Consider the following 21734-nt stretch of genomic DNA (forward strand, 5'->3'; position numbering starts at 1 on the left):
CTGCGTGGATGCGAGTTACTCAATGCTGCTCGTGGGAACGGTTGATCGTAGAACGTTGACACATTCGGCAATTTGTCTCATAGTCGAGTCATGACAACCTCTGTGTCACATTCGCCACGGTTTGTACCTTCCACCGGGGAGTCCTGGCGTTCGCCCTGGGCCATGTACGACGCATTGCGCGAGAACGACCCGGTGCACAACGTTGTGCCGGAAGCTGCGCCGCAGGACGACTACTGGGTGCTCACCCGTCACGAAGACGTCTACAACGCCGCTCGCGACTACGAGACGTATTCGTCGGCAAAGGGATTGACCACTGTCTACGGTGAACTCGAACAGATCGGGATGCAGGACAATCCGCCGTTCGTGATGCAGGATCCGCCATTGCAGTCGGAGTTCCGGCGCATGGTGTCGAAGGGTTTCACTCCGCGTCAGGTATCGGCGGTCGAGCCGATGGTTCGCGCATTTGTCGTCGAACGTATCGAGGCGCTGAAAGCGCGTGGCAGCGGCGATATCGTCGTCGAGCTCTTCAAACCGTTGCCGTCTATGGTTGTCGCACACTATCTGGGTGTGCCGGAATCGGACCGTGACCGGTTCGACGGCTGGACCGAAGCCATTGTCGCTGCCAATTCGGCAGGTGGTGTGGCCGCGGCAGCGACGACGGCGCAGGCCGCCACCGGTGAGTTGATGATGTACTTCGCTTCGCTGATCGAACGCCGCAAGGTCGAACCGGGTGACGACACGATTTCGCACCTACTCGCCGCTGGACTCGGTGAAGACGGCGACATGTCCGGCCTGCTGTCGATTCTGGGCTTCGCCTTCACCATGGTGGCCGGGGGAAACGACACCACGACAGGAATGCTGGGTGGTTCGGTGGCGATGCTGACCGAACGCCTCGACCAGCGTCAGATCCTGCTGGACGATCCCGCATTGATCACCGACGCGGTCGACGAGTTGCTTCGACTCACCTCGCCGGTCCAAGGACTGGCACGCACCACGACGCGAGATGTGGCCTTGGGTGGCAAAGTGATTCCGGCAGGACGTAAGGTTCTGCTGATGTACGGTGCGGCCAATCGTGATCCCGAGAAGTACGGACCCGACGCGGCGGAGTTGGACGTCTTGCGTCGACCGCAGAAGATCCTCACCTTCAGCCATGGCGCCCACCATTGTCTGGGCGCGTCGGCAGCTCGAATGCAGGCGCGAGTTGCTTTGGAAGAGTTGCTTTCCCGGATTCCCGACTTCCATGTCGACATCGACGCGATGCAATACGCGCCGGGCAACTACGTGCGCCGTCCGCTCTCGGCTCCGATGTCGGTGACTCGGCCATGAGCAACGACTGGCTCGGCGAGGGGCGCGCCTTGGCGGCAGCCGAGAAGATCCTCGACAGTGCGGCACAATTGTTCGTCGAGAAAGGCGTCAACGCGGTCGGTATGGCGGAGATAGCCTCTGCTGCAGGATGTTCCCGAGCCACCTTGTATCGGTACTTCGAGAATCGGCAGGCTCTTCACATTGCGTTCGTTCACCGCGAAGCTCGCAGGCTGGGAACTGCGATCGCGGAATCGGTAGCGACCATCGACGATCCGAGTGAGCGTCTGGAGACGGCCATACTCACCGCAGTCTCCGCGGTGCGTAGCACTCCGACGTTGGCTGCATGGTTCGCCCCGGGCGATGCGAGTCTTGCCGGTGAACTCGCCAATTCGTCCGACGTCATCAACGGACTTGGTGTCGCGATGCTCGGTGAACTCGGAGCAGGCACAGCGTCGCGGGCACGCTGGATCGTGCGGGTGATCCTCTCGCTGCTCATGGTGCCGGGGGCGGACGAGAACGACGAGCGGACGTTGGTGCGTGAGTTCGTCGTTGCGCTGTTGATTGCTGGACGGGCCACCTGATCATCCCTTCCGGGTGATGCGCGAGGGCTGCGTGGGAATCGAGGATGAACCGATATCCCGACACAGGTCACCGCGAGTTCCCGAGGAGCGTAAGAGAAGATGACTACACCGTCCGAACTCGACCCCAAGCCCGCCACCGAAGCGACTCGCCTGGCAAATGCCCAGGTTCTCCGTGACCTTCCTTTCGACGACACCTTCGACTTCGAACTGATTTCTCGAGGTCTCGTGGCACCGCTCATCGATGGCGGACTGGTCAAAGGTGACAAAGGGCAGTTCATCTTCTCGTACGACGCCTACGGGTTCGCCGACGGCGATGCACCGGATACCGTCAACCCGAGTCTGTGGCGCCAAGCCACTTTGATGGGAAAGGGCGGTGGACTGTTCAAGCTGGCTGATCGTCTGTACCAGGTGATCGGCCAGGACTTGTCCAACACGACGATCATCGAGGGCGACACCGGGTTGATCATCGGTGACACTCTGATGTCCGCGGAAACAGCCGCTCTCGCGCTGGAGTTGTACTACCAGCACCGCCCGAAGGTTCCGGTCAAGGCAATCATCTTCACGCACTCCCACGGCGATCACTTCGGCGGTGTCAAAGGATTTGTCACCGACGAAGAGATCGAGTCCGGTGCCGTAAAGGTCTACGCACCAGACAGTTTCACCGAGGAAGCGATTTCCGAGAACGTACTTGCCGGCACGGCGATGACACGTCGCGGAATGTACATGTACGGATCGTTCCTGCGTCCGGGGCCACAAGGGCAGGTATCCGGTGGTCTCGGCCTGTCCACTTCGCACGGCACTTCGACGTTTGCCGTGCCTACCGACGTCATCACCGAACCGGTGCACGAAGAGGTCATCGACGGTGTGCGCGTGACGTTCATGCTCGCGCCGGGAACCGAAGCGCCATCCGAAATGCTCTTCTATTTACCAGATTTCAAGGCGCTCGGGTCAGCCGAGGACGTCACGCACACGATGCACAATCTATACACGTTGCGCGGCGCCAAGACTCGCGACGCCAAAGCGTGGTCGCACTACGTGCGTCTGGCAATGGAACTGTTCCCCGACGTCGAAATCATCTTTGCGCAGCATCATTGGCCCACGTGGGGCAACGACAAGATATTGAAGCTGATGTCGGATCAGGCAGATCTGTACAAGTATCTGCACGATCAGACGTTGCGCCTTGCCAACAAGGGACTGACACCGGTAGAGATTGCCGACCAGATCGAGGTACCCGACGCGATCGGAAAGCAGTGGTACAACCGTGGGTACTACGGCTCGCTCAGTCACAACGTCAAAGCGATCTACACCTTCTATCTCGGTTGGTTCGACGGCGTTCCCGCTCATCTCAATCCCCATCCGCCGGTGGAGAACGGCAAGCGCTACGTCGAAGCCGTCGGCGGGCCGGACGCACTTTTGACCAAGGGCAAGCAGGCGTTCGACGACGGCGACTACCGCTGGGCCGCGGAGCTGGTGAACCATCTGGTGTTCGCCGATCCGAGTAATCAGAAAGCGCGAGAGTTGTTGGCGGACACGTACGAACAACTCGGCTACCAAGCCGAGAACGGTACGTGGCGCAACTTCTACCTGGTCGGAGCGATGGAATTGCGGCATCCGCTGGCGCCGATGCCGTCCAACAACCCCACTGGCCCGGCCGTGGTCGCAGTGATGCCGCTCGAACAGATGCTGGATTTCTGGGCAGTTCGCCTCGATGGCCCGAAGGCCGCCGACGTCGACCTGTCGTTGCGATTCGTGTTGTCGGACACCGCGGACAACGTCCTGGTCACAGTGCGCAACGGCGTGCTGAACTACGACATGGACAAGGCAGATGCTTCGGCCGCCCTGACTCTGACCTTGACCCGTGCCGTGTTCAACGAGGTGTATCTGGGAACGACCTCGCTCACCGAATCCATCAAGGCCGGAACGGCAAAAGCTGTGGGAGATCAGTCCGAACTGGAGACGTTCATCTCGCTGCTGGAGGACTTCGATCTGTGGTTCGATATCGTCACGCCGTGACTGGTCGACTCCATGATGTGGCCCGGGCGGGGGATCATTCGAAACGAGAAGGATCTCCCGCGCCGACCCGCACGATTTCGGGAACACCGGACGAATAGTCGACGACTGTGGTGGGTTCGGTTCCGCAGTCACCCGAGTCGATGACGGCGTCGAGTTGGTGGTCGAGTTCTTCCTTGATCTGCCAGCCGTCCGTCATCGGTTCCTCGGCGCCGGGCAGGAGAAGGGTGCTGGAGAGGATGGGTTCACCCAACTCTTGCAAGAGTGCCCGCACTACCGGGTGGCTGGGGATACGCACTCCGACGGTCTTCTTCTTGGCGTGTGCCAGCCTACGCGGAACTTCCTTCGTGGCGGGAAGGATGAACGTGTACTGCCCAGGCGTAGCCGCTTTCACCGCGCGGAACGCCGAGTTGGTGACGTGGACGAAGTGCCCGAGCTGCGCGAAATCGGCACAGACCAGCGTGAAGTGATGGTCCGAACGCAGATGACGGATCTCGCGGATCCGATCGGTGCCCGAGTGATTGTCCATTCGGGCGCCCAGGGCGTAGCAGGAGTCGGTGGGGTAGGCGATGACCGCGTCGTTGCGCAGCATTTCGACGATCTGGCTGATCGCGCGCGGCTGCGGGTTTTCCGGGTGAACGTCGAAGTATCGGGCCATCAACTCAGCTTAGTTCAGCTTGCAGATCACGAATGCCGTTCACCGTTGAGACTGTGGTCGGCGAGCAAACCCGTCAGCTCTTCGGCGTAGGCGAGTTGCTTACGTAAGTGTGTGCAGCTTTCTTCCGCCCGGGTGTGGCAGTCGGTGACGAATTCGGTTGCAGCGGTGCGCGTTGGCGCGTCCGAAGCTTCGTCGCCGAGCACTGCCAGAGAATCGAGAAGTTGTTTCATTTCTTCGAGACTGAATCCGAGTGGCTTCATTCGTCGGATTACCAGTAGCCGTTGGACATCGGCCTCGGTATAGAGGCGGAATCCTCCGGCGCTCCGCTCGGACGGAGTAACCAGACCGACCTCGTCGTAATGACGAATCGTCTTGATCGACAGTTCGGTGCGTTCGGCAACCTGTCCGATCTGCATGTTCGGCCCTTGGCCCGCATGTTCCGGCTCAGACATCACTCCCACTTTCCTCGCGCTGGGCTTCCATACTCTCAGTGACCGTCACCCAGGCGACCGGACAGGCGCAGGTGGCGCTCGGCCGATGCGTCGTCGAGCCCCACGATCTCGACATTCTTGCCTCTGGCCGCGTACTTGGTGGTGATGGCGTCCAGTGTCGCGACGGTCGACGCGTCCCAGACATGAGACTCGGACAGATCGATGACAATGTTCTTCGGGTCGCCGGCGTAGTCGAATTGGTAGATCAGATCGTTGCTGGATGCGAAGAACAGTTCGCCTCGAACCGCATAGACACGGGTGTCCTCGTCCGGATGCGCGACGTCGATCACTTCGGTGAGATGCGCGACGCGGCGGGCGAAGATGACCATCGCGGTGATCACTCCGATGATCACGCCGTAGGCAAGATTGTGGGTGGCGACGGTGACTACCACGGTGACCAACATGACCACTGTCTCGCCGATCGGCATGCGGCGCAGGGTCTTCGGATTGATGCTGTGCCAATCGAAAGTGCCGACCGAGACCATGATCATGACGGCCACCAATGCGGCCATGGGAATCAACGCCACCACATCGCCGAGGCCGACGACGAGTATCAGCAAGAACACGCCCGCCAGGAAAGTCGAGATTCGAGTGCGAGCGCCGGAGACCTTGACGTTGATCATGGTCTGGCCGATCATCGCGCACCCTCCCATGCCCCCGAAGAAGCCGGTGACGATGTTCGCGACGCCTTGGCCCCACCCTTCTCGGGTCTTGTTCGAGTGAGTATCCGTGACGTCGTCGACGAGCTTGGCCGTCATCAACGATTCGAGGAGTCCGACGAGCGCCATGGCCAATGCGTACGGCGCAATGATCGACAGTGTGTGCATGTCCAGGGGGACGTCGGGGAACAGTAGCGTCGGTAGGCTCGACGGAAGCTCGCCCTCGTCGCCGACGTTGGGGACATCGAACGCGAAAACGACTGTGGCGGTTGTCAGTAGCACGATTGCCACCAGTGGAGCCGGGACGGAGTTCGTCAGTTTCGGCAGGAATACGAGTATCAGAAGTGCGACTGCAAGGAGTGGGTAGACGAGCCACGGAACATCGATCAGGTGGGGGAGTTGGGCGATGAAGATCAAGATGGCGAGTGCGTTGACGAATCCCACCATGACGCTGCGCGGAATGAAGCGCATCAACTTTGCGACGCCCAGGAGGCCCAGCACGATCTGGAGAAGGCCGGCCAGAAGGACTGTCGCAATCAGGTAGTCGATTCCGTACTCGCGCGTCAGTGGAGCGACGACCAGTGCGACGGCGCCGGTAGCTGCGGAGATCATTGCGGGTCGTCCGCCGACGACGGCGATGGTCACTGCCATCGTGAACGACGCGAACAGTCCTACCCGCGGATCGACGCCGGCGATGATCGAGAACGAGATCGCCTCGGGAATCAGTGCCAACGCCACGACCAGTCCGGCCAAAACCTCCGTTTTGAGACGGTGAGGTGACCGGAGCGCGGCCCGAACCGAATTGTCGTTGGTGGATGAAGCGATGGTTACTGCCATGAGATTCCGTCCTGACGAGGTTCTCATACTCTACCCTCCTGTAAGGGTAGAGTATGACCGGAGATCTCTCTATGGTGCGAACTTCTGTCGAATTGTGTTTCCCTGCAGTGAATCTCGAATTGCGAGATTGATCGAGAGAGGAAAGGCCTGCGGCGGCGGTCAGATGTGACGACTAGCAACTCTTACCAAGTATTTACCTACTGTGTGGGTTTTGTTTATTGAAAACGGGTCAACTCGGGCGCTGGCTCCGTTACAGTTCGGCGGCAAACGTCAATCAGGTTGTTCCGAGAGGACATCATGTCAAAACGCCTACTGAATGCTGCGCTCCTTACCGGCCTCCTTGCCGGTGGAACCGCTGTGGCCGTGATTCCGGCAACCGCGGCGCCCGTTGCAGAAACCACGTCGACAACGTTCCAGGTCACGTGCCGCGCAGTTCCGAGTGCGTTCTCCGGTCCTTCGTCAGACGGAAAGCCTGCCACGGTGCGGGTTTCGGCTCCGACGGTAGTCGCGCCAGGTCAGGTCTTCGACATCGACGTGGATCCGGGTAGCGTCCAGATCCCGAACGATGTGAGCGGCGCAAGCGTCAAGAAGATCTCGCGTCTGAAGATTGATCTGCCGATTCCGACCAACGCGGAGTTCGTTTCGGCGACGGTCACCGATCCGGGCAATGTTATTGCCGGGAAACCTGCTTCGGTGATTCGTGTCAACGAAGACGGCACTCCCGCAGCGGACGGTCCGATACTCCGGTTGTCCGGCGCAAACGAAGCGATCGGCAACAGCCCGTCATCGTCGTCGGGTGCGCACGGCGGGCTGGCGATCAATGCTCAGTCCGGAGCCGAGACGGACATCGTCTTTCCGAAGATCAGAATCACCGTAAAGGCCGGGCCTTCCGGCGCAGTCGAAACCAATGTCCGGACTTCGGGTGCTGCAGGTACTTTCGGTGGGCCGGAGTCATTTTTGACCTTCCTCCCTCAGGTCAGTCACTGGCTCGCGGGAACCATCTGGGCGCCCACATCCTGCTCGCCGCGCGACGCTGAGACCGGCCCCCTCAATGCCGGTGCCGGCGCCCTGGCATCCACGAAGATCGACGGGGACCTGGGGCCCGTTGATCCTGAGCCAGGCGCGGACATCGTGACTAAGCTCGAAGGACCGGCTACCGCCGCGACCGGTACCAAGGTGTCTTTTGCTTCTCACGTCGATCCGGAAAACGCAACGGGAACAGTACAGTTCATGGTCGACGGCAAACCCGTCGGTGACCCGCGGCCGGTGGTTCGCGGTATTGCGCGCCTGGATCTCACCTTCGGTAAGGCGGGTACCAAGTCCGTGACTGCAGTATTCACCGCTACCGGAGACGAGGCGAAGTACACGTCGGCGGCACACGTACTCACGGTGACCGGTGACACCACAGGTCCGGTCGATCCCAACCCGACCGATCCGGGCACTCCGGGCGGTCTCGGCAGCCTCGAGTCCGTTCTGCCGCAGCTGCCGACGGGTTCGCTCGGTGGCAAGTGATCACGGTCCTACCTCACTGAACTTTCAATGGCCGAGTTCTTCTGAAAGGCAACACATGAACCCCCGCACTCTGGCAGTTTGCGCTGTCGTACCAGCACTCGCGGCCGGACTCCTCGCTGTGTCCGCGCCGGTGGCAGCGGCTTCCGATACCGTGACGCGGACAGTTTCCTTCGAACACAAGTGCCGGGTCGACGGCGCCACCGATTGGGATTCGTCGTTCTCCGACAACATGGAGGTAACGGCGCCCACGTCCGTGCGTCCCGGCGAACAGTTCACAGTGAAATTGCATCCAGGCACCATGCGTAGTTCGGATTCGGACACCGGTCGTATCAAGTACGACATCGCACTACCGCAAGGGGCAACCCTGGTTTCGTACTCCCTCGTCGGTGATTCGTCGTCCAACTTGACCGGCGAGACTGCGGTGCTGCTCCGGGTGGGCGCAGACGGAAACGCGAACCCAGCGGGTGAGTACCTGCGAATTACCGGTACCGGCAACAAGACAGTCAACGACGGTCCGAGCGCGAACGACAACAAGCCCAAGGAAGGGCTGCAAGTCAAGGCCAACACGGACTTTCGTTTACCGGCAGTCGAATTGAAACTCGAAGCTCGGTCCGACGAGGGAAACGCGACGACGCACCTGCGCGCCGGGGCGACGAGCCCGAGCATCAAGATCAAAGACACGAGCATGAGTTTCGGTGAGTCCCGGTGGGTCAATGCCGCTGGGTATTGTGTTGCTGCGGGCGAGGGACGCAGCGCCCTCTCGACTACCGAGGTCTTCACGACCAACCAGACCGAGACGATGGTCGCTGTCGCACTGGAGGCACTGACGGGCGAAGACGTCAAGATTGCGGCGAGTATCGACCCGAACCCGGGTGAGGGAACGGTCGAGTTCTTCGACGGCGATACGAAGATCGGCAGCGCCACAGTCGATTCCAATGGCCATGCAGAACTGGTCTGGCCGTTCCGCGACCAGGGCGAGCATCGCATCACCGCAAAGTTCTTGGGTACCAAGAAGTTCAGTTCTTCGGAATCTGCGGACAAGACCGTGACCGTCACCGTGCCTGGTGTCATCGTCGTCGAGCCGGTGGATCCGACGGAACCGGAAACTCCTGGTGGAACCGGAAGCCTCGGGGACATCTTCTCGAAGCTGCCGACGGGCTCACTCGGAGGCTGAGTCACCCAAACGGCAGGGGAGCGTCGACGTTTCGGCTCGAATGCGGGTGTGTGATCGAATACTGGAATGACAGGTTCGAATCATGCCGAGAGCCGCAACGCCGGCGTTCCCAGTTTTTCTCAATGGGAGTCTCCGTCACGGAAATCGGGCCAGAACCACAAAAAGGTAGCTCACCAAAACTCGTGCCCTTTTACTACCGTGAGTTGAAGAACTGCGCGAACCGCGGGTTCTTACATCAACAAGCCTTCGAACTCGCCGCTGCGGTTCAGGTATGAACAAGGTAGGGAAAATGCGCAAGGTTAGTTTGCTCGCGTCCGCTGCAGCAGTAGCTGTCGGTGTGGCAATGATCGGGACGTCTGCGGCCTCAGCAGCGCCGGGAACGATTCCCGGTCACGGGCTGTTCGACGTGCCGTGGGAGGTGTTGCCGGGAACCTACACGACGTCTGGGCCCGTATCAGCTGACATGCCGTGCATATACGGCCGAGCGAAAGTCGATGGCGATGGTGAATTGAATGTACTCGAGTTCGAAAGCACCCTCGAACCGGCGACAGTCACGATTCTCTTGACGGATTCTCGCTTCACCACCGCATATTGCTCTGATTGGAAGCGAGTGTCGTCAGTCGGATCGTTGGATCTCGGATCACTTTTCGGGTCATAGACGTCGCCGCTCTGATTCCAGATGGGCCTCTGGCCGTGGCCACGGACCTCTGCTATCTCGGCTAACGCTCGCCTCGCGGATGTGCTCGTTCGTCTCGAGTTTCCGACCACTCGTCGCATGAGTCCATGACCAGGGACTTTAGCCCTCGGTAATTACCTACCAATCGGTATATTCTGCGAAGGTACGGACTTCGTGAACCGATGTGAGTTGGCTCCGGGGGACGTGCCGGCCTCGCAGGACCGCCCGCAAAGTCAGCCCGGTGAGGCCACCGGAGTTCGCGCATTTCGACAGATTGCCGCTGGGTCCGTCCGCTACGAGGGGAGCGGACGGACCTGACAGCACGAGAGAGTGCCATGCCTGAACGTGGTCAAAGCAGAGTGGACGCGGGGATCATTGCCGTCGTCGCAGTCATCACCGGTGTGTTCGTCGCACTGACCGGTCACGGTCTGGTTGCAGCGCTCGCCACCGTAGTGGGCCTCGCGCTCGGAATGGCGATTGTGCGGTATCTGATCAAGGGCCGCTGATCACCGCAAGAGTTCAGCAGGTCGCGAGAATGTCTGCGATGGTGTCGTGTTCGGCTTGGGTGACCCACAAACCGTATGCCGCTTTGACTTCCACTTGAGCAGTCACGTACTGGCAGCGGTAGGCCTTGTTGGGTGGCAGCCAGGTCGCCGCGTCGGAATCCGACTTCTTCTGGTTCGTGGGCCCGTCGACAGCGCGCAGGTTTCGAGGGTCGTTGGCCAGATTGGTTCGCGTCTGTGTATCGAGCTGTTGTGCGCCCTTCTGCCAGGCGTCCGAGAGTGCGACTACATGATCGATCTGGACTGCAGAAGACGTGTCCTGGCCGCGGGTGAACGCGATGGTCTTGTTCGTGTACGGGTCACGGAGCGTACCGGTTTGGACCGAGCAGCTTTTGGAGCCGTCCTTGAATGTCAGGTCGGTGAGGTCACGCCGCAGGATGTCGTTGCGAGTATCGCAGCCGTTGTGGCCGAATTCGACGGTGACGTCGTCGGTCCAGGCGGTACCGAACAGCGCGCGGTCGTATCCGGTCTTGGGTGCGCGTCCCTTGACGGGGATCTGTGCCAGCAGTTCAATTGCGGCGGACGAAGGAGCCGAGGCTTCGGTCACGACCGTCGTGGTGACACCGGATCCGATTCCCGAACCGAGAGAAGATGTTTCGGGCGCGTCGGCGTTGGAATTGGCGCAACCTCCCAGCACGATCACGGCAGCAATGCCGATGGTGACGCCGGTGATGCCGCGCCTGTGATGTGCCGTGCGTGCCATGTGTGAGAGTCCATTTCTGCGAGAGATGAACTACAAGTATGTCATTCACGACAATTCGGGCCTAACCGGCACTGTCTGTCAGTCTGGTCGAAGGAACCATCGAGTCACCGGGACCGAGACGAGGACCCGCGGACCGTCACGAGTTTCGTCTGCGGCATCCCAGCCGTCGTACTTCTCGCCGAAAAGTCTCAGGAGGTCGACGAATTCGCCGACATCGTGATGAATTGTCGCGAGGCCCTGTGCGACCCACGGGTCGCCAGCGGATCCGTCGACTGCCAACGAGACCCGAGGATCGTCCAGCAGGTTCCGAACCTTACGATTCTGCTCAGCGCTCGGTATCCAGAATGTGTTCTGATGCAGTAAGAACCAGACCGGAGTCGTGTGCGGCGAGCCGTCGCTTCGGAGGGTGGTCAACCACACGCAAGGAGCATCCGCGATAGTCACGGTCCCCGTATCGGCGCCGGCGCGAGGTTCACCAATCGAGTGTTCGGAACGAACAATGCCCGGCCCTCGCCGTTGGCGAGGACCGGGCATTGTCGGGAAGGAAGTGGAAGCGTCAGATCTCGATCTTGGGGGTCTGTTCGCCCAGCTTGTGGCGGGCCAGCGCCAGGTTCGCACGCGCACGGTCCAAAACGAGGTACACGAACAGCGTCGACAGTCCGGGCGTCTCGAGGACGCGAATGAGGTGGTACTGGTTGCTCAGGGTGATCAGGATGTCTTCCAGGGTGTCGGTAATCCCCAAGTTACTCATCGTGCGGAGCTTTGCTCGCACAACCTCGGAGTTGCCGGCGCCGGCGTACTCGAGGCTGAATGACGGGTTGCCGCTCATGCCGAGAACCATTCCGCTGTCGGCGTCGACGACGGCTGCACCGCTGGCACCGTCGATGCGCATCAATTCGCCGAGGATCTTGTCGATGTTGCTCATTGCTTCTCCTTGGTAGGGCCGAGTCGCGCGGGGCGACTCCAGGTGATGCTTCGGTGGTGAAGTCATCGGTACATTTCGAGGTGGAATCGTTGGTTGCGGCGTCGGGAGTGGGTCGGGCGGCAACTTTTCAGTTTGTGAGATTTGTGGGCTCGTTCCGTTCGGTGCAGATGGGCGGCCATTCGACGACTCGAATTCGTCGATGCGGTCTGCGGGTAGCCAGCCGTCTCCGGCGGGTGCGTTGAGTGGCCGTCTCGTATCCGTCTCGTAGTCCGGGGCCGGCGGCTGGAGTTGCGGATACACCGGTGCGGTCAGCGGTCGCTTGTACGGAATCGGCTGACCACCCGCGTCGGCGACGTTCGCGAACCAGGCGGCGTACCCGGGGTCGCTGCGATCGAGGTTTTGCCCGCGATCGTCGTCTTCCTCGCGGGAACCTCGTCGACGAAAAAGTCCCACTCGTTCCAGCCCCTTATAGACGAACTATTTCCGATCGGAGCGTTCCGGATGAACGCGGCAGACCGGACAATCCCACCCGTAGTTATTTTGCAGTTAAGTCACCGTAGCATGGGTTCGCGAACGGGGCATACAGTCCAATCCCGCAGTCGGGAGGGCGAGGCGCTCGGATTCGGCAGGATGCTCGGGCAATTGGCGCTGACGGGCGACGCCGGTCCGTTCGAGCGCCAGTGGCCCTCTGGCATCCTTGAGGGATGAAGAAAACGATCACCGGGTTCATCGGTGCCTGCTCGCTGGTGGCGCTGGTTGCCTGCGGTTCTGACGGAGACAAGCCGACCGAGGTCGGAACACTCACTTCCACTGCTTCGGCGACCACCACGGCGACGTCGACGACGTCATTCGAGGCTCCGGCGACGTCGTCGGAAATACCTACCGAGACCCCTTCGGTCGACTCGAGTGCTCCGGCTGAGGTCCCGTCCGACCCGAATGTGAGTTCGGCGCTGCCACGGACCTACGCGCAGGCGTGCTCCGACGTTCTCCGGTACCTCGACGCATACCAGCCGGCCATCGACGAGTCCGGAGAGGAAATGGGCATGACGCGTGAATCATTGGCAAACGACATGCTGACCTCCATCCAGGCTTATCCCGAATGGTCGAGCCTGTCTGCCGACGAGCAGGCCGAGGTCACTCGCGGATTCGCCGCAGCGACCGCGGGAAGTTGCTGACCTACTTTCAGAACAACGATTCCTGAATCGCCACGCCAGGGGACTCGAACTCGCCGACGGTGATGGTTCGACCGACCAGTCCGGACACATCCGCGACGAAGCGTGGCGATTCAGGATCGGGGTCGATCCGCAGCGAGGCGATCGAACCGGCAAGGCCCTCCAGATACAAGGAATGTTCCCCGGACTCGAAAGTGTGCGGATACGCGATCAACGGTGCCGCATCGAAGACCACGTCAGCGCACGCCGGCGCCGTCCATTCTTCGGGAGCCTCCAGGATCTCGATTCCGTCGATGTCCGATCCGATGTCATTCAGCTCGTCTTTGATCGACGATACGAAGTGGTGCAACGACTTTCGTAGTTTCTCTCGATCCAAGGGACCTGTCAACGCTTCGATCTTCCGAGACGTACGTATTGCCTGGCTCAAGTGGAAGTGCTCCGAAACTCGGGCTTCGAGGGCGCGAATGCTGTAACCGTCCGTCGACCGCGCTACGAACAATGCGCAGACTGCCCCTTGTTCGGCGACTCGCGGATGCTTGCGGAACTCGGACGCCGTCCCCACCTTCATCTGGCCGCCGGCGAATACGTCGACGTAGAGCCATTGTGGTTGTGCGAGGTAGGTACGCACATTCGGATGAATGTGCGCGCCGCTGACGTGTGCCTGATGAACCGTGGTGAACCCCTCACGATTTCGGCATCGGTCGCATTGGCGTCCTGCGGTGACCGTCGCCCCGCGGTCGCACGGCGAGTGTCCTGGACCTTCGGCGGTGAGATCTCGCCAGCCGAGGCAGCGGCGGCCCTTCGTCTCGTCGACGGAGAATCGCAGCACCGAGTCGTGAGTGAAGAAGGTCGTAGCAGCAGTGGTGTCGTCGACGCATCGGATCCGCGGTGCTGTCGGGTTCGACCAATCGATTCCGCGAACAAGCAGGGTCATGATGAAGTGTCGATTCCTTCTGTAGTTCGCAGGTCGACACCTATGGTAGTCACTGGACATGCGGGTCAGTGCAGTGGTTGTGCCCCACGTTGTTCGAGCATCAGTGTCATCAGCCCGGATTCCTGACTCTGGGTGTTGATCATGTCGCGGGCGGACTGTTTCACCGGCCCGCTCTCGAGCAGGGCATCGGCGGCCTGCGCCATGGCGATCCCGCCACGGTGGTGGCGTTCCATCAGTTGAAGGAAAAGGACCTCGGCGTCGAGCCCGCGAGCGCTGCTCAGTTTCTCGAGTTCTTCGGTCGTAGCCATACCCGGCATGGAGTCGGTCTCGGTGTCCAGCGTTGCCGGGTGATGACGAGAGTCGCCGGCGCCGCTCGGCGACGCCTCCATCCACGCCATCGGCGTTCTACTATTCGGCGGGACACCGGCCAACCTCAGCCAACCGAGCATGACACCGATTTCCGTTCGTTGAACATCGTCGATCTGCTGGGCCAGTCTCGTCACCGCCGGGTCCACATCGGGACTCAGACGCGCGAGAATGAAGAGGGCCTGTTGATGGTGGGCCGCCATGTCGTGCACGAATCCGATTTCGGTTTCGCTCAGAACAGCTCTCTGCGTGTGGTTCTCGGGTGCGAACAGGGGACGTAATGCTGCGCCGAGTACGAGCAGCATCAGTGCCGCGGCCACGAGTGCGACGGCTTTGACCGATCGCGGCGCCGTCATGATCCCACGGTCGTCTTCTGGTCGGCGGGTGGTGTGTAGACACCGTTTTCGAGTTGCATGGCAACAAAGCCGTTGTCGGCGCACGTCGCCCACAACGTGGTCCCGCGCCATTCGGGCGGGGAGAAGCACCAATCGGTCGAGATGTCGCCGAGAGCGACCATGCCCGACCGCGAACTCAGTGCTTGGCCGGGGTCGAACTGGCCCTGCGCGATCGACTGCGCGATTGCCGGGGTGCTGAGAACGGGTACCCCGATGAGCGACGCGAGAGCGTGTGGCGAGTTGGCGAGTTCGAGATTGTCACCGGTCCGAGCAGGTGGATTGAAGTACGCAATTTCGTGGACGTCGAAGGGATCTCGAACATCGAAGACCCGAATCCCGCTCGAGATCCATCCACATGCGAGCGCAGTCGGGTCGACCGGGCGATCTGCCGAACAGTAGTGAGATTCGTACGCGAACAGCGATCCACCGGCCGCGGACGCCAGCGCAGCGTCTTGATTCTCCGGCAGATTGATTTCGAGCTTCACCGAATTGACGACCGACGGTTCGTCGTCATCGGAGACGTCGATCAATTTGACTCCGCCGGAACCACCTTCGTCGACGGTGAACAGGTACGGCGAACCGTCGTAGGTGACCGGAATGCTGTGTTGGGTGGCCCAACCGTCGGTCCACGAGAGCTGGGACAGTTGGCGCACCCGAGGATTCGGGACCCGGCGCTGAACCTCACTGATGTCGAGGACATGTATTCCGCCGAGATTGTTCGACAAGTACATGCGATTTCCGTCGGGACTGATTCCGAAGCCGTGCGTCGACAACCCGATGAGGTCCTGCCAGACGACGCGCGGGTCGGCGGGATCGGTGAGATCGACGGCGCTCACCACGCCGGGAGCGGTGCCGGAAGACCAGTAGGTGTTCCCGTCCGGTGAAAATCCTCCCTCGTGATTGGTGATGGGCAGCAGCATCCCCAGATCGGTTCCTGGTCCGGGGTTGAGCAGTTTCGGGTGCGCGCAATCGGAGATGTCGTAGACCGACATCAGGCCGACGCCGGTCAAGAGCGGAACGCCCGTGCCCACCAGCAGCTTTCGCGCGGTGTTGACCTTGAGGCTCTCCCACGTTCCGGCCAGCATCGCGGGTTCGGTCAGCGTGGCGGTGAGAGCGGGATTGGCAGGATCCGACACGTCGAGAACTTGGACGCCCTGGGCGGGGCCCAGGAGGTTCCCGGGGAAGAAACTGCCGACGTACGAGCAGTGTTCGAAGTTGGTGGACGTGATCCCGCCGCCGCGACCCGAGTAGCCGCCGATCTGAGACATGTTGCAGCTGTAGCCGTCTCGGCTGCGTCCGCTGTTTCGGTCCTCGGCCGGAACATCACCCTGCAACCCGGTCTCGGGCATCGATCCCGGGCCGCATTCGGCGCGGCTTGCGGCGGTGGAAGCGACACCCGGGTTCTCGTGGATCGAGCCTGGGGCAGTGGCGGGCTCAGCCGACGCGACGCACACGGGAAGGACGGTGATCAAGGCGACGAGTGCGATGGCAGATCTGGTTCTGATGGTCGTGAACGATTTCATCGAGTCCAACTCCCGGTGCGGGATTGCCTTTCGTATCTCACGGGCAGACGTATCTCACGGACAGGCAGCACGGAGGGCAGGCGCGTGTTCGAGCGCTCACGACGATCGGGTCGGGGTGTGAACCGGTGTCGGGCCGCAACCAACCGGACAATGCTGTCCGGTTGGTATCGTAGTGTGCGTGACATCGTCTGGCCGCGTCAATAGCGGATCTCTCAACAGAGGGCCGAGAGATGCGGCGCGCAATCGTGCGGCACTCGTCTCAGCAGCTCGTGAGGTGTTCGCCACTCAGGGTTTTGCTGCTCCGCTCAGCCTGATCGCCCGCACGGCCGGCGTCGGTCAGGGCAGCCTCTACCGGCACTTTCCCACTCGCGAAAGCCTCGCACTCGCGGTGTTCGACGAGAACATCGTCGAGCTGCAAGATATGGCTGCCGATCCGGATTCGACTCTCGACGATCTTTTTCGATTGTTGGTAGACCAGATCACCACCTCCATCGTGTTCGTGGAGGTCATCAAGCCCGTCTCCTTCGGCGACTCACGACTGAATTCGGCAGGCACCCGTCTGACCGATCTCCTCGAAGGACGGCTCGAGGAGGCGCGTCGAGCTGGGAAGATACGCGAGTCCGTGACTGCTGAGGACGTGATCCTGGCGATCGCCATGTTCGCCGCGATCATGGAACGGACTGCCGAGAGCTCGCGAAAAGAAGTCGCGCAGTCGGCCTGGAACCTACTTGTGCAGGGACTGGCCGGGCCGGCAGCGGCGGGCTGAGTCGCGTTCGCCTCGCGTCTCGAGGTGATCGCCTAGGCTCGTGGCATGGCTATTGTCTGGACAGTTCCTCGCGCTATCGGCTCCACTTTGCTCGTTGCTCCGTTGATCAAGGAGTTCCTTGTCGAGGGTGACGGCACCCTCGATGCAAAACTGACTGCGGTCGGTACGGTCTCTGCCACTCTCGAGAAGCAAGTCGGCCGCACGTTCACCTCGATCAGCGCTGCTTCGGCGGCAATCTTTTCCGGTGCTGCCGGTTCCACCAGCGTGCCAGACGCACTACGTCTGGCCGTGATGCGCACTCTGTCCACCGAGGTCGTCGTCAGGAAGCCCGCTCCGCAGCCGTTCTCCGAGAAGGTCGGGAAGAGGCTGGGGCAGTATGTCTTTGCTTTGCGTGACCCGCGTAACGACCAGGTGTTCCATGTCGGGCACGGCACGGGAAATCAAGTATTCGCGCCGGTATTCGAAGCGCTCGGTGAACTCGCGAACCTCGAAGGAGCGGACGCTCCGGCCGAGTCGAATGCTGCTGTGACGGCAGCCAAGATCGCTCGGATCCGCGAGATCTACGACGCAGGTTCGGCGGTGGAGCACTTCGTACTCCTCCGCTCGGTCTCTGCCGCCACGGATTCGGCCGCCACTACCGACGAGGTCGTCCGCGGCATCGTGGAAGCCTTGCGGATCACCGACGCGGGAGAGGGTCTGACCAATCTCGCAGGCGATACCTCGGACAAGGACGCCCGAGCGACCCGCGTCGAGGAACTCGCATTGCGCTACTCGGCTGATCCCGCGCCGGAACTCCCGACGCCGAGCATCGTCCTCCACGTACCGGCCTCCGCCCGTCCGGGAGCAACGCCGGAAGAGATCTACGAACTCGCGCGCGCCGAGTGGTCTGCCGGTGCGGCTGTTCGTGCCGAGATCGGAATTCCCGTTCTGGTGTTTGCCGACAGCATCATTCGTGGTGCCTTCCGTGCTCAGTCATGGGAGGTGTCCACCCGCAATGCCGACGGAAGCCAACTGTGGCGGTTCAACGGAACCGTCGACGACGAGCTTGCTGCCAAGTACGTCGGAACCGAGGTCACCCCGCACAATGTCGGCCTGAAGAAGTGGCCCGTCAGCGGTTGGGTCACGAGGTTGACTACCGCCCGTCCAGGTGCGGTCATGCCGGGACCTCGTAAGTCCAAGTAACGCAACAACTTCAGGTAGAAGGCACTGTGGGGGCGGGATCCGTTCGGATCCCGCCCCCACAATATCGTTGCCCGGGGTTGTCAGCCGAGCAATCCGCTTCCCAGATAGTCGTTCTCGGTGCATCCCGGCGGAATGAGATACACCGCAGAACCGATCGGCGTCGTCCACTCGTTGAGTGCGTCGAAGTCACTCAATCGCTGTTGGACCGGTAGATATTGCTCGGCGATGTCCCGTTGGAATGCTGCGAAGATCAATCCCGAATTCGAGGTCTGCCCGCTCTCGGGTGCGTCGTCGTAGTTGTATGCCCGACGGAAGAACTGCTCCTTCTCATGCGTCTGGTGGGCTCGCGCGATGTGCGATCCTGGCGGGATCACCGGAATGCCGAACTTGTCCGTGAGTGTGAAATCCGCTTCGTCGAATTCGTTGGTTCCGTTGAGCGGAGCGCCATTGGACAACGTGCGCCCCATCGTGAGTTCGCGCCCCGAACGGTCGAGTTCGTCCCAGGTATCCATTTCCATGCGAATGCGTCGCAGTACCAACGAGGTTCCGCCCGCCAGCCACGACTGACCCGCGCCGTCGTGCCAGATCAGTGAATCGAAATCCACTGTTCCCGGAGCAGGATTGACGGTCCCGTCCACTTGGCCCATTAGGTTGCGCATCGTGGTTCCCTCAGGCGTGGTGCCGCGAGCGTTGCGGAACCCCTTTTGCGTCCACCGGATGGTCGTCAGTGATCGGACGTTCTTGGTCAGAACTCGCACAGCATGAGCAATGGTCACCGGATCGTCGCCACAAATCTGCAACAACAGGTCCGATCCGCTCCATCGATCGTCAAGTCGGTCGATCGCGTAGCTCGGCAACGGCTCGAACCAGTCCGGTTGACGTGCTTGCAATCCCAGCTTGGTGAACAGGGCAGGGCCGTAGCCGACGGTCACTGTCAAGCGTGCCGGATCCACAGCCAGTTCCCGTTCGGTGTCCGCCAACGCCGGGTAGCCCGCGGTGAGCCGTGACGCATCCTCGGACCACATCTTCATGATTCCGACGACGACTGCTCGATCGGTTCCAGGCAAGAGGTCGAACCCGATGAAGGTGCCGTGCGCTTGCGGCGTGGTGGCGATGCCGGCTTGGTGGACTCCGTAGAACGGTTCCACCAGCTTGCCTGCTTGCTGCTCCTGTTCGCTGCGCTCGACCACTGTGGTTGCGCCCCAGGTTATTCCCGCCACGCCGAGCGCGGCGGCGCCTCCTCCGAGAAGGCGCCGCCGACTGACTGCTCGGCTGGGCGGGTTCGTGTTCTCAGCCACCGTGATTCGGGTCGTAGTTCTCCTGATTACCGGAGAAGTCGCGAATCTGGGCTGTGAACGTGGTGCTGGAACCGTCGTCGTAGATCAAGGTGAGGTCGGTTTCTGCGCCTGGGAGCAGCGGCGCGGACAGGTCCATGAACATGAGGTGGTCACCGCCCGGGGTGAGGGAGGCGGACCCGTTGGCAGGGACCAGGAAACCGCCGTCCTTGGGACGCATCGTCATCGTTCCGCCGTCGCCGGTCACGACTTCGTGCAGTTCGAGTCGAGACGACGCGGGGCTGGTGGCCGAGACCACGCGTACGTCCTTGTCACCGGAGTTGACGAGTTCGGCGAACGCCGCGCTCATTCCTTCCGGCGCGGCCTTGACCCATTGATCCTGAACTGTGATGGATTGTGCAGCTTCGGTTTCCTTGTCGGAGTTGGAAGAACAGCCGGTCAGGGCGAGAGCTGCGGACAGTGCAACAGCTGCGAATATCTTTGTGCGAACAGTCATGTGTGTCTCCGTAATTCGTGAAGTGTCAGGTGGTGGCACGGCGTTTGAACGCCGCAATGCACAGGTCGATCAGCAGGAATGCGAGAAGGCTGATGCCGAGTAGCGGAACGAACCAGCCGACCAACGCCGTGATCGCGACGAGAGCAACGAGGCCGACCGGGGAGAGGTTGCGGATTCCGCCGCGGGCAGGAACCCGGCCGACTGCCCAGTCGGAGCCACGAGTGGGGCGTCGGCGCCACCACATGATGTAGCCCCGAATGACCACGCTGACCAGTGCGAGTGCCAGTGCGGCGAGTGCGATCTGGTTGGCAAGACCGAACAGCAGGCCCATGTGGAGTTGGATTCCCCAGGCCGAAAGTTTGGCTGCGAGTGGCCAATCCGAGAACCACAACTCGTCGGTGACCTTTTGCGTCGCTCCGTCGATTGCGATGGTGTTGTTGCTGTACACCCAGGGCTGACGTGTCTGGGCGACGGTGAACGCCGTCTCGGCGTTCGCGGGTATCGATACTTCGACGGGACCGGTGATCCCGTTGTACCTGGCGATACCGAGGACGGTGTCGACGCGTCCGACGTTGGTGTCCGTCAGCGTGCCGGTGGCGGCGGGGGCCATGTCGTGACCCTCGTGCCCGCCTGTCGCCGGAGGGGGAGCGTCGCCGAGAGTTTTCACAACTGAGGGCGTCGTCCAACTCAACGCGGTTCTCAGATTGCTGACGTTCTCTCCGGCGTAGGTCGACCACGTGAGGCCGGTCGCCGAGAGGAAGACCAATGCAACTGCTATCCAGATGCCGACGACACCGTGCCAGTTCAGGGTCCGGCTTCGTCCGGTGGATGCTCGGTCGATCGTGAGCAGTCGAGCGTTCCGGGCGGTGCGGTAACGACGGAACCAGAGGTAGACACCGCCGAGTGCGACCACCCACATCCACGACGCGGCCAATTCGCTGTAGAGGCGGCCGGGTTCGCCCAGATGAAGGTGGCGATGCAGTTGGGAGATCCAGGTTCGCAGTGGCAGCGAACCACTGCTTCCGTAGACCGCCAACTCGCCGACCGGCTGTGCGAGCACCGGATCGACGAAGACGGCGAGCCTCTCCGATTCGCCCAGTGACGGATCGGTGAACAGGACTCGGGTGGTTTCGCCGGCAGCAGGGGACGGACGTACTGCCGAGACGGTCAAGTCGGGGCGGTACTGCTGAGCGGAACGGATCTGGTCGTTCAGTGACGCGATCTGTCCGGTGGTGTCGGTCTGGAGGTAGTCGCTGTAAACGAACTTCTCGATGGTGGGTGCCATCGCGTAGAGGCCGCCGCTCAAAGCGGCGATGAGGATGAACGGTCCGATCAGGACGCCGGCGTAGAAGTGCAGACGCAGGATCAGTGGTCTGGCGCCGCCAACCTGCTTCTTCGGGGGAGAACTGTCGTTGGACGCGCGCGTCTGTGCGCGCTCCAATTCGGGTGCGGACATGCGTGTACTCGATCCCGCCGTGCGCCTTTATTAACCGCGGGCGGTTAATAAAGGC

The 21734-nt window shown here is 61.4% G+C and carries 21 protein-coding genes and 1 pseudogene; 10 read left to right on the forward strand and 12 right to left on the reverse strand.

The window, feature by feature from the left end; genetic code table 11:
• The first annotated feature begins 90 nt into the window (after positions 1–90).
• The 3 genes from KTR60_RS05595 to KTR60_RS05605 all read left to right on the forward strand — a co-directional run bounded on the left by KTR60_RS05595 (position 91) and on the right by KTR60_RS05605 (position 3899).
• Positions 91–1326 (forward strand): cytochrome P450, encoded by a 1236-nt coding sequence (locus KTR60_RS05595; RefSeq protein WP_158170211.1) that lies wholly within the window; start codon positions 91–93, stop codon positions 1324–1326.
• Positions 1323–1886 (forward strand): TetR/AcrR family transcriptional regulator, encoded by a 564-nt coding sequence (locus KTR60_RS05600; protein ID WP_042452540.1) that lies wholly within the window; start codon positions 1323–1325, stop codon positions 1884–1886. Before KTR60_RS05595 ends, KTR60_RS05600 begins: the two co-directional genes overlap by 4 nt.
• A gap of 99 nt (positions 1887–1985) precedes the next feature.
• Positions 1986–3899 (forward strand): alkyl/aryl-sulfatase, encoded by a 1914-nt coding sequence (locus KTR60_RS05605; RefSeq protein ID WP_003945738.1) that lies wholly within the window; start codon positions 1986–1988, stop codon positions 3897–3899.
• Between the two features lie 34 nt (positions 3900–3933).
• Here the strand turns inward: KTR60_RS05605 and KTR60_RS05610 are convergent, their stop codons facing one another.
• Genes KTR60_RS05610 through KTR60_RS05620 form a run of 3 tightly spaced genes read right to left on the reverse strand, consistent with a single transcriptional unit; the run spans position 3934 to position 6541 of the window.
• Positions 3934–4554, reverse strand: a complete 621-nt coding sequence (locus tag KTR60_RS05610) for an L-threonylcarbamoyladenylate synthase (protein ID WP_003945756.1) — start codon at positions 4552–4554, stop codon at positions 3934–3936.
• Between the two features lie 26 nt (positions 4555–4580).
• Positions 4581–5006, reverse strand: coding sequence for a MerR family transcriptional regulator (locus KTR60_RS05615; protein WP_047269546.1), 426 nt, complete (start codon positions 5004–5006; stop codon positions 4581–4583).
• A 35-nt stretch (positions 5007–5041) separates the two neighbouring features.
• Positions 5042–6541 carry a SulP family inorganic anion transporter gene (locus tag KTR60_RS05620; RefSeq protein ID WP_228401945.1) on the reverse strand — a complete coding sequence of 500 codons (1500 nt, stop codon included), beginning with the start codon at positions 6539–6541 and terminating at the stop codon, positions 5042–5044.
• 297 nt (positions 6542–6838) lie between these two features.
• Between KTR60_RS05620 and KTR60_RS05625 the strand changes: the two genes are divergently transcribed.
• The 4 genes from KTR60_RS05625 (at position 6839) to KTR60_RS05640 (ending at position 10409) form a co-directional block, all read left to right on the forward strand.
• Complete coding sequence (locus KTR60_RS05625) at positions 6839–8053, forward strand: Ig-like domain-containing protein (RefSeq protein ID WP_064443192.1); 1215 nt, start codon at positions 6839–6841, stop codon at positions 8051–8053.
• A 55-nt stretch (positions 8054–8108) separates the two neighbouring features.
• Complete coding sequence (locus tag KTR60_RS05630) at positions 8109–9227, forward strand: Ig-like domain-containing protein (protein WP_054187972.1); 1119 nt, start codon at positions 8109–8111, stop codon at positions 9225–9227.
• Positions 9228–9516: 289 nt separating this feature from the next.
• A complete protein-coding gene (locus KTR60_RS05635) occupies positions 9517–9885 on the forward strand; it encodes a hypothetical protein (protein ID WP_003945774.1) in 369 nt (122 codons plus the stop codon).
• A gap of 353 nt (positions 9886–10238) precedes the next feature.
• Positions 10239–10409, forward strand: coding sequence for a hypothetical protein (locus tag KTR60_RS05640; RefSeq protein WP_007734610.1), 171 nt, complete (start codon positions 10239–10241; stop codon positions 10407–10409).
• 16 nt (positions 10410–10425) lie between these two features.
• Here the strand turns inward: KTR60_RS05640 and KTR60_RS05645 are convergent.
• The 3 genes and pseudogenes from KTR60_RS05645 to KTR60_RS05655 form a co-directional block, all read right to left on the reverse strand.
• Positions 10426–11169, reverse strand: a pseudogene (locus tag KTR60_RS05645) (HNH endonuclease family protein); the annotation flags it as partial.
• A gap of 78 nt (positions 11170–11247) precedes the next feature.
• On the reverse strand, positions 11248–11589 hold the full coding sequence (locus tag KTR60_RS05650; protein ID WP_003945719.1) for a pyridoxamine 5'-phosphate oxidase family protein: 342 nt from the start codon (positions 11587–11589) through the stop codon (positions 11248–11250).
• A gap of 136 nt (positions 11590–11725) precedes the next feature.
• A complete protein-coding gene (locus KTR60_RS05655; RefSeq protein ID WP_020906454.1) occupies positions 11726–12094 on the reverse strand; it encodes a hypothetical protein in 369 nt (122 codons plus the stop codon).
• A 704-nt stretch (positions 12095–12798) separates the two neighbouring features.
• Here KTR60_RS05655 and KTR60_RS05660 point away from each other — a divergent pair.
• Complete coding sequence (locus tag KTR60_RS05660) at positions 12799–13269, forward strand: hypothetical protein (protein ID WP_228401946.1); 471 nt, start codon at positions 12799–12801, stop codon at positions 13267–13269.
• A 7-nt stretch (positions 13270–13276) separates the two neighbouring features.
• Here the strand turns inward: KTR60_RS05660 and KTR60_RS05665 are convergent, their stop codons facing one another.
• The 3 genes from KTR60_RS05665 to KTR60_RS05675 all read right to left on the reverse strand — a co-directional run bounded on the left by KTR60_RS05665 (position 13277) and on the right by KTR60_RS05675 (position 16484).
• A complete protein-coding gene (locus KTR60_RS05665; RefSeq protein WP_058037552.1) occupies positions 13277–14200 on the reverse strand; it encodes a DUF2797 domain-containing protein in 924 nt (307 codons plus the stop codon).
• Between the two features lie 65 nt (positions 14201–14265).
• The gene (locus tag KTR60_RS05670) at positions 14266–14922 is read right to left on the reverse strand and encodes a DUF305 domain-containing protein (protein WP_064112936.1); all 657 of its coding nucleotides are present in this window, start codon (positions 14920–14922) and stop codon (positions 14266–14268) included.
• On the reverse strand, positions 14919–16484 hold the full coding sequence (locus tag KTR60_RS05675; RefSeq protein WP_228401947.1) for an LVIVD repeat-containing protein: 1566 nt from the start codon (positions 16482–16484) through the stop codon (positions 14919–14921). Before KTR60_RS05675 ends, KTR60_RS05670 begins: the two co-directional genes overlap by 4 nt.
• Before the next feature lie 178 nt (positions 16485–16662).
• On the opposite strand from KTR60_RS05675, the gene KTR60_RS05680 reads away from it, so the two are divergent.
• Positions 16663–17250 carry a TetR/AcrR family transcriptional regulator gene (locus KTR60_RS05680; RefSeq protein WP_228401948.1) on the forward strand — a complete coding sequence of 196 codons (588 nt, stop codon included), beginning with the start codon at positions 16663–16665 and terminating at the stop codon, positions 17248–17250.
• A 45-nt stretch (positions 17251–17295) separates the two neighbouring features.
• The gene (locus tag KTR60_RS05685) at positions 17296–18432 is read left to right on the forward strand and encodes a GIY-YIG nuclease family protein (RefSeq protein ID WP_228401949.1); all 1137 of its coding nucleotides are present in this window, start codon (positions 17296–17298) and stop codon (positions 18430–18432) included.
• A gap of 80 nt (positions 18433–18512) precedes the next feature.
• Here KTR60_RS05685 and KTR60_RS05690 read toward each other — a convergent pair whose 3' ends face one another.
• From KTR60_RS05690 to KTR60_RS05700, 3 genes are read right to left on the reverse strand one after another with little or no spacing between them, the layout of a single operon-like run.
• Complete coding sequence (locus tag KTR60_RS05690; RefSeq protein WP_228401950.1) at positions 18513–19730, reverse strand: Dyp-type peroxidase; 1218 nt, start codon at positions 19728–19730, stop codon at positions 18513–18515.
• Positions 19723–20223, reverse strand: a complete 501-nt coding sequence (locus KTR60_RS05695; RefSeq protein WP_228401951.1) for a copper chaperone PCu(A)C — start codon at positions 20221–20223, stop codon at positions 19723–19725. Before KTR60_RS05695 ends, KTR60_RS05690 begins: the two co-directional genes overlap by 8 nt.
• Positions 20224–20248: 25 nt before the next feature.
• The gene (locus KTR60_RS05700) at positions 20249–21679 is read right to left on the reverse strand and encodes a PepSY-associated TM helix domain-containing protein (RefSeq protein WP_007734624.1); all 1431 of its coding nucleotides are present in this window, start codon (positions 21677–21679) and stop codon (positions 20249–20251) included.
• Between the last annotated feature and the right edge of the window lie 55 nt (positions 21680–21734).

This window comes from Rhodococcus sp. C1, from assembly GCF_020809065.1.
In the GTDB taxonomy this organism is placed as follows: domain Bacteria; phylum Actinomycetota; class Actinomycetes; order Mycobacteriales; family Mycobacteriaceae; genus Rhodococcus_F; species Rhodococcus_F qingshengii.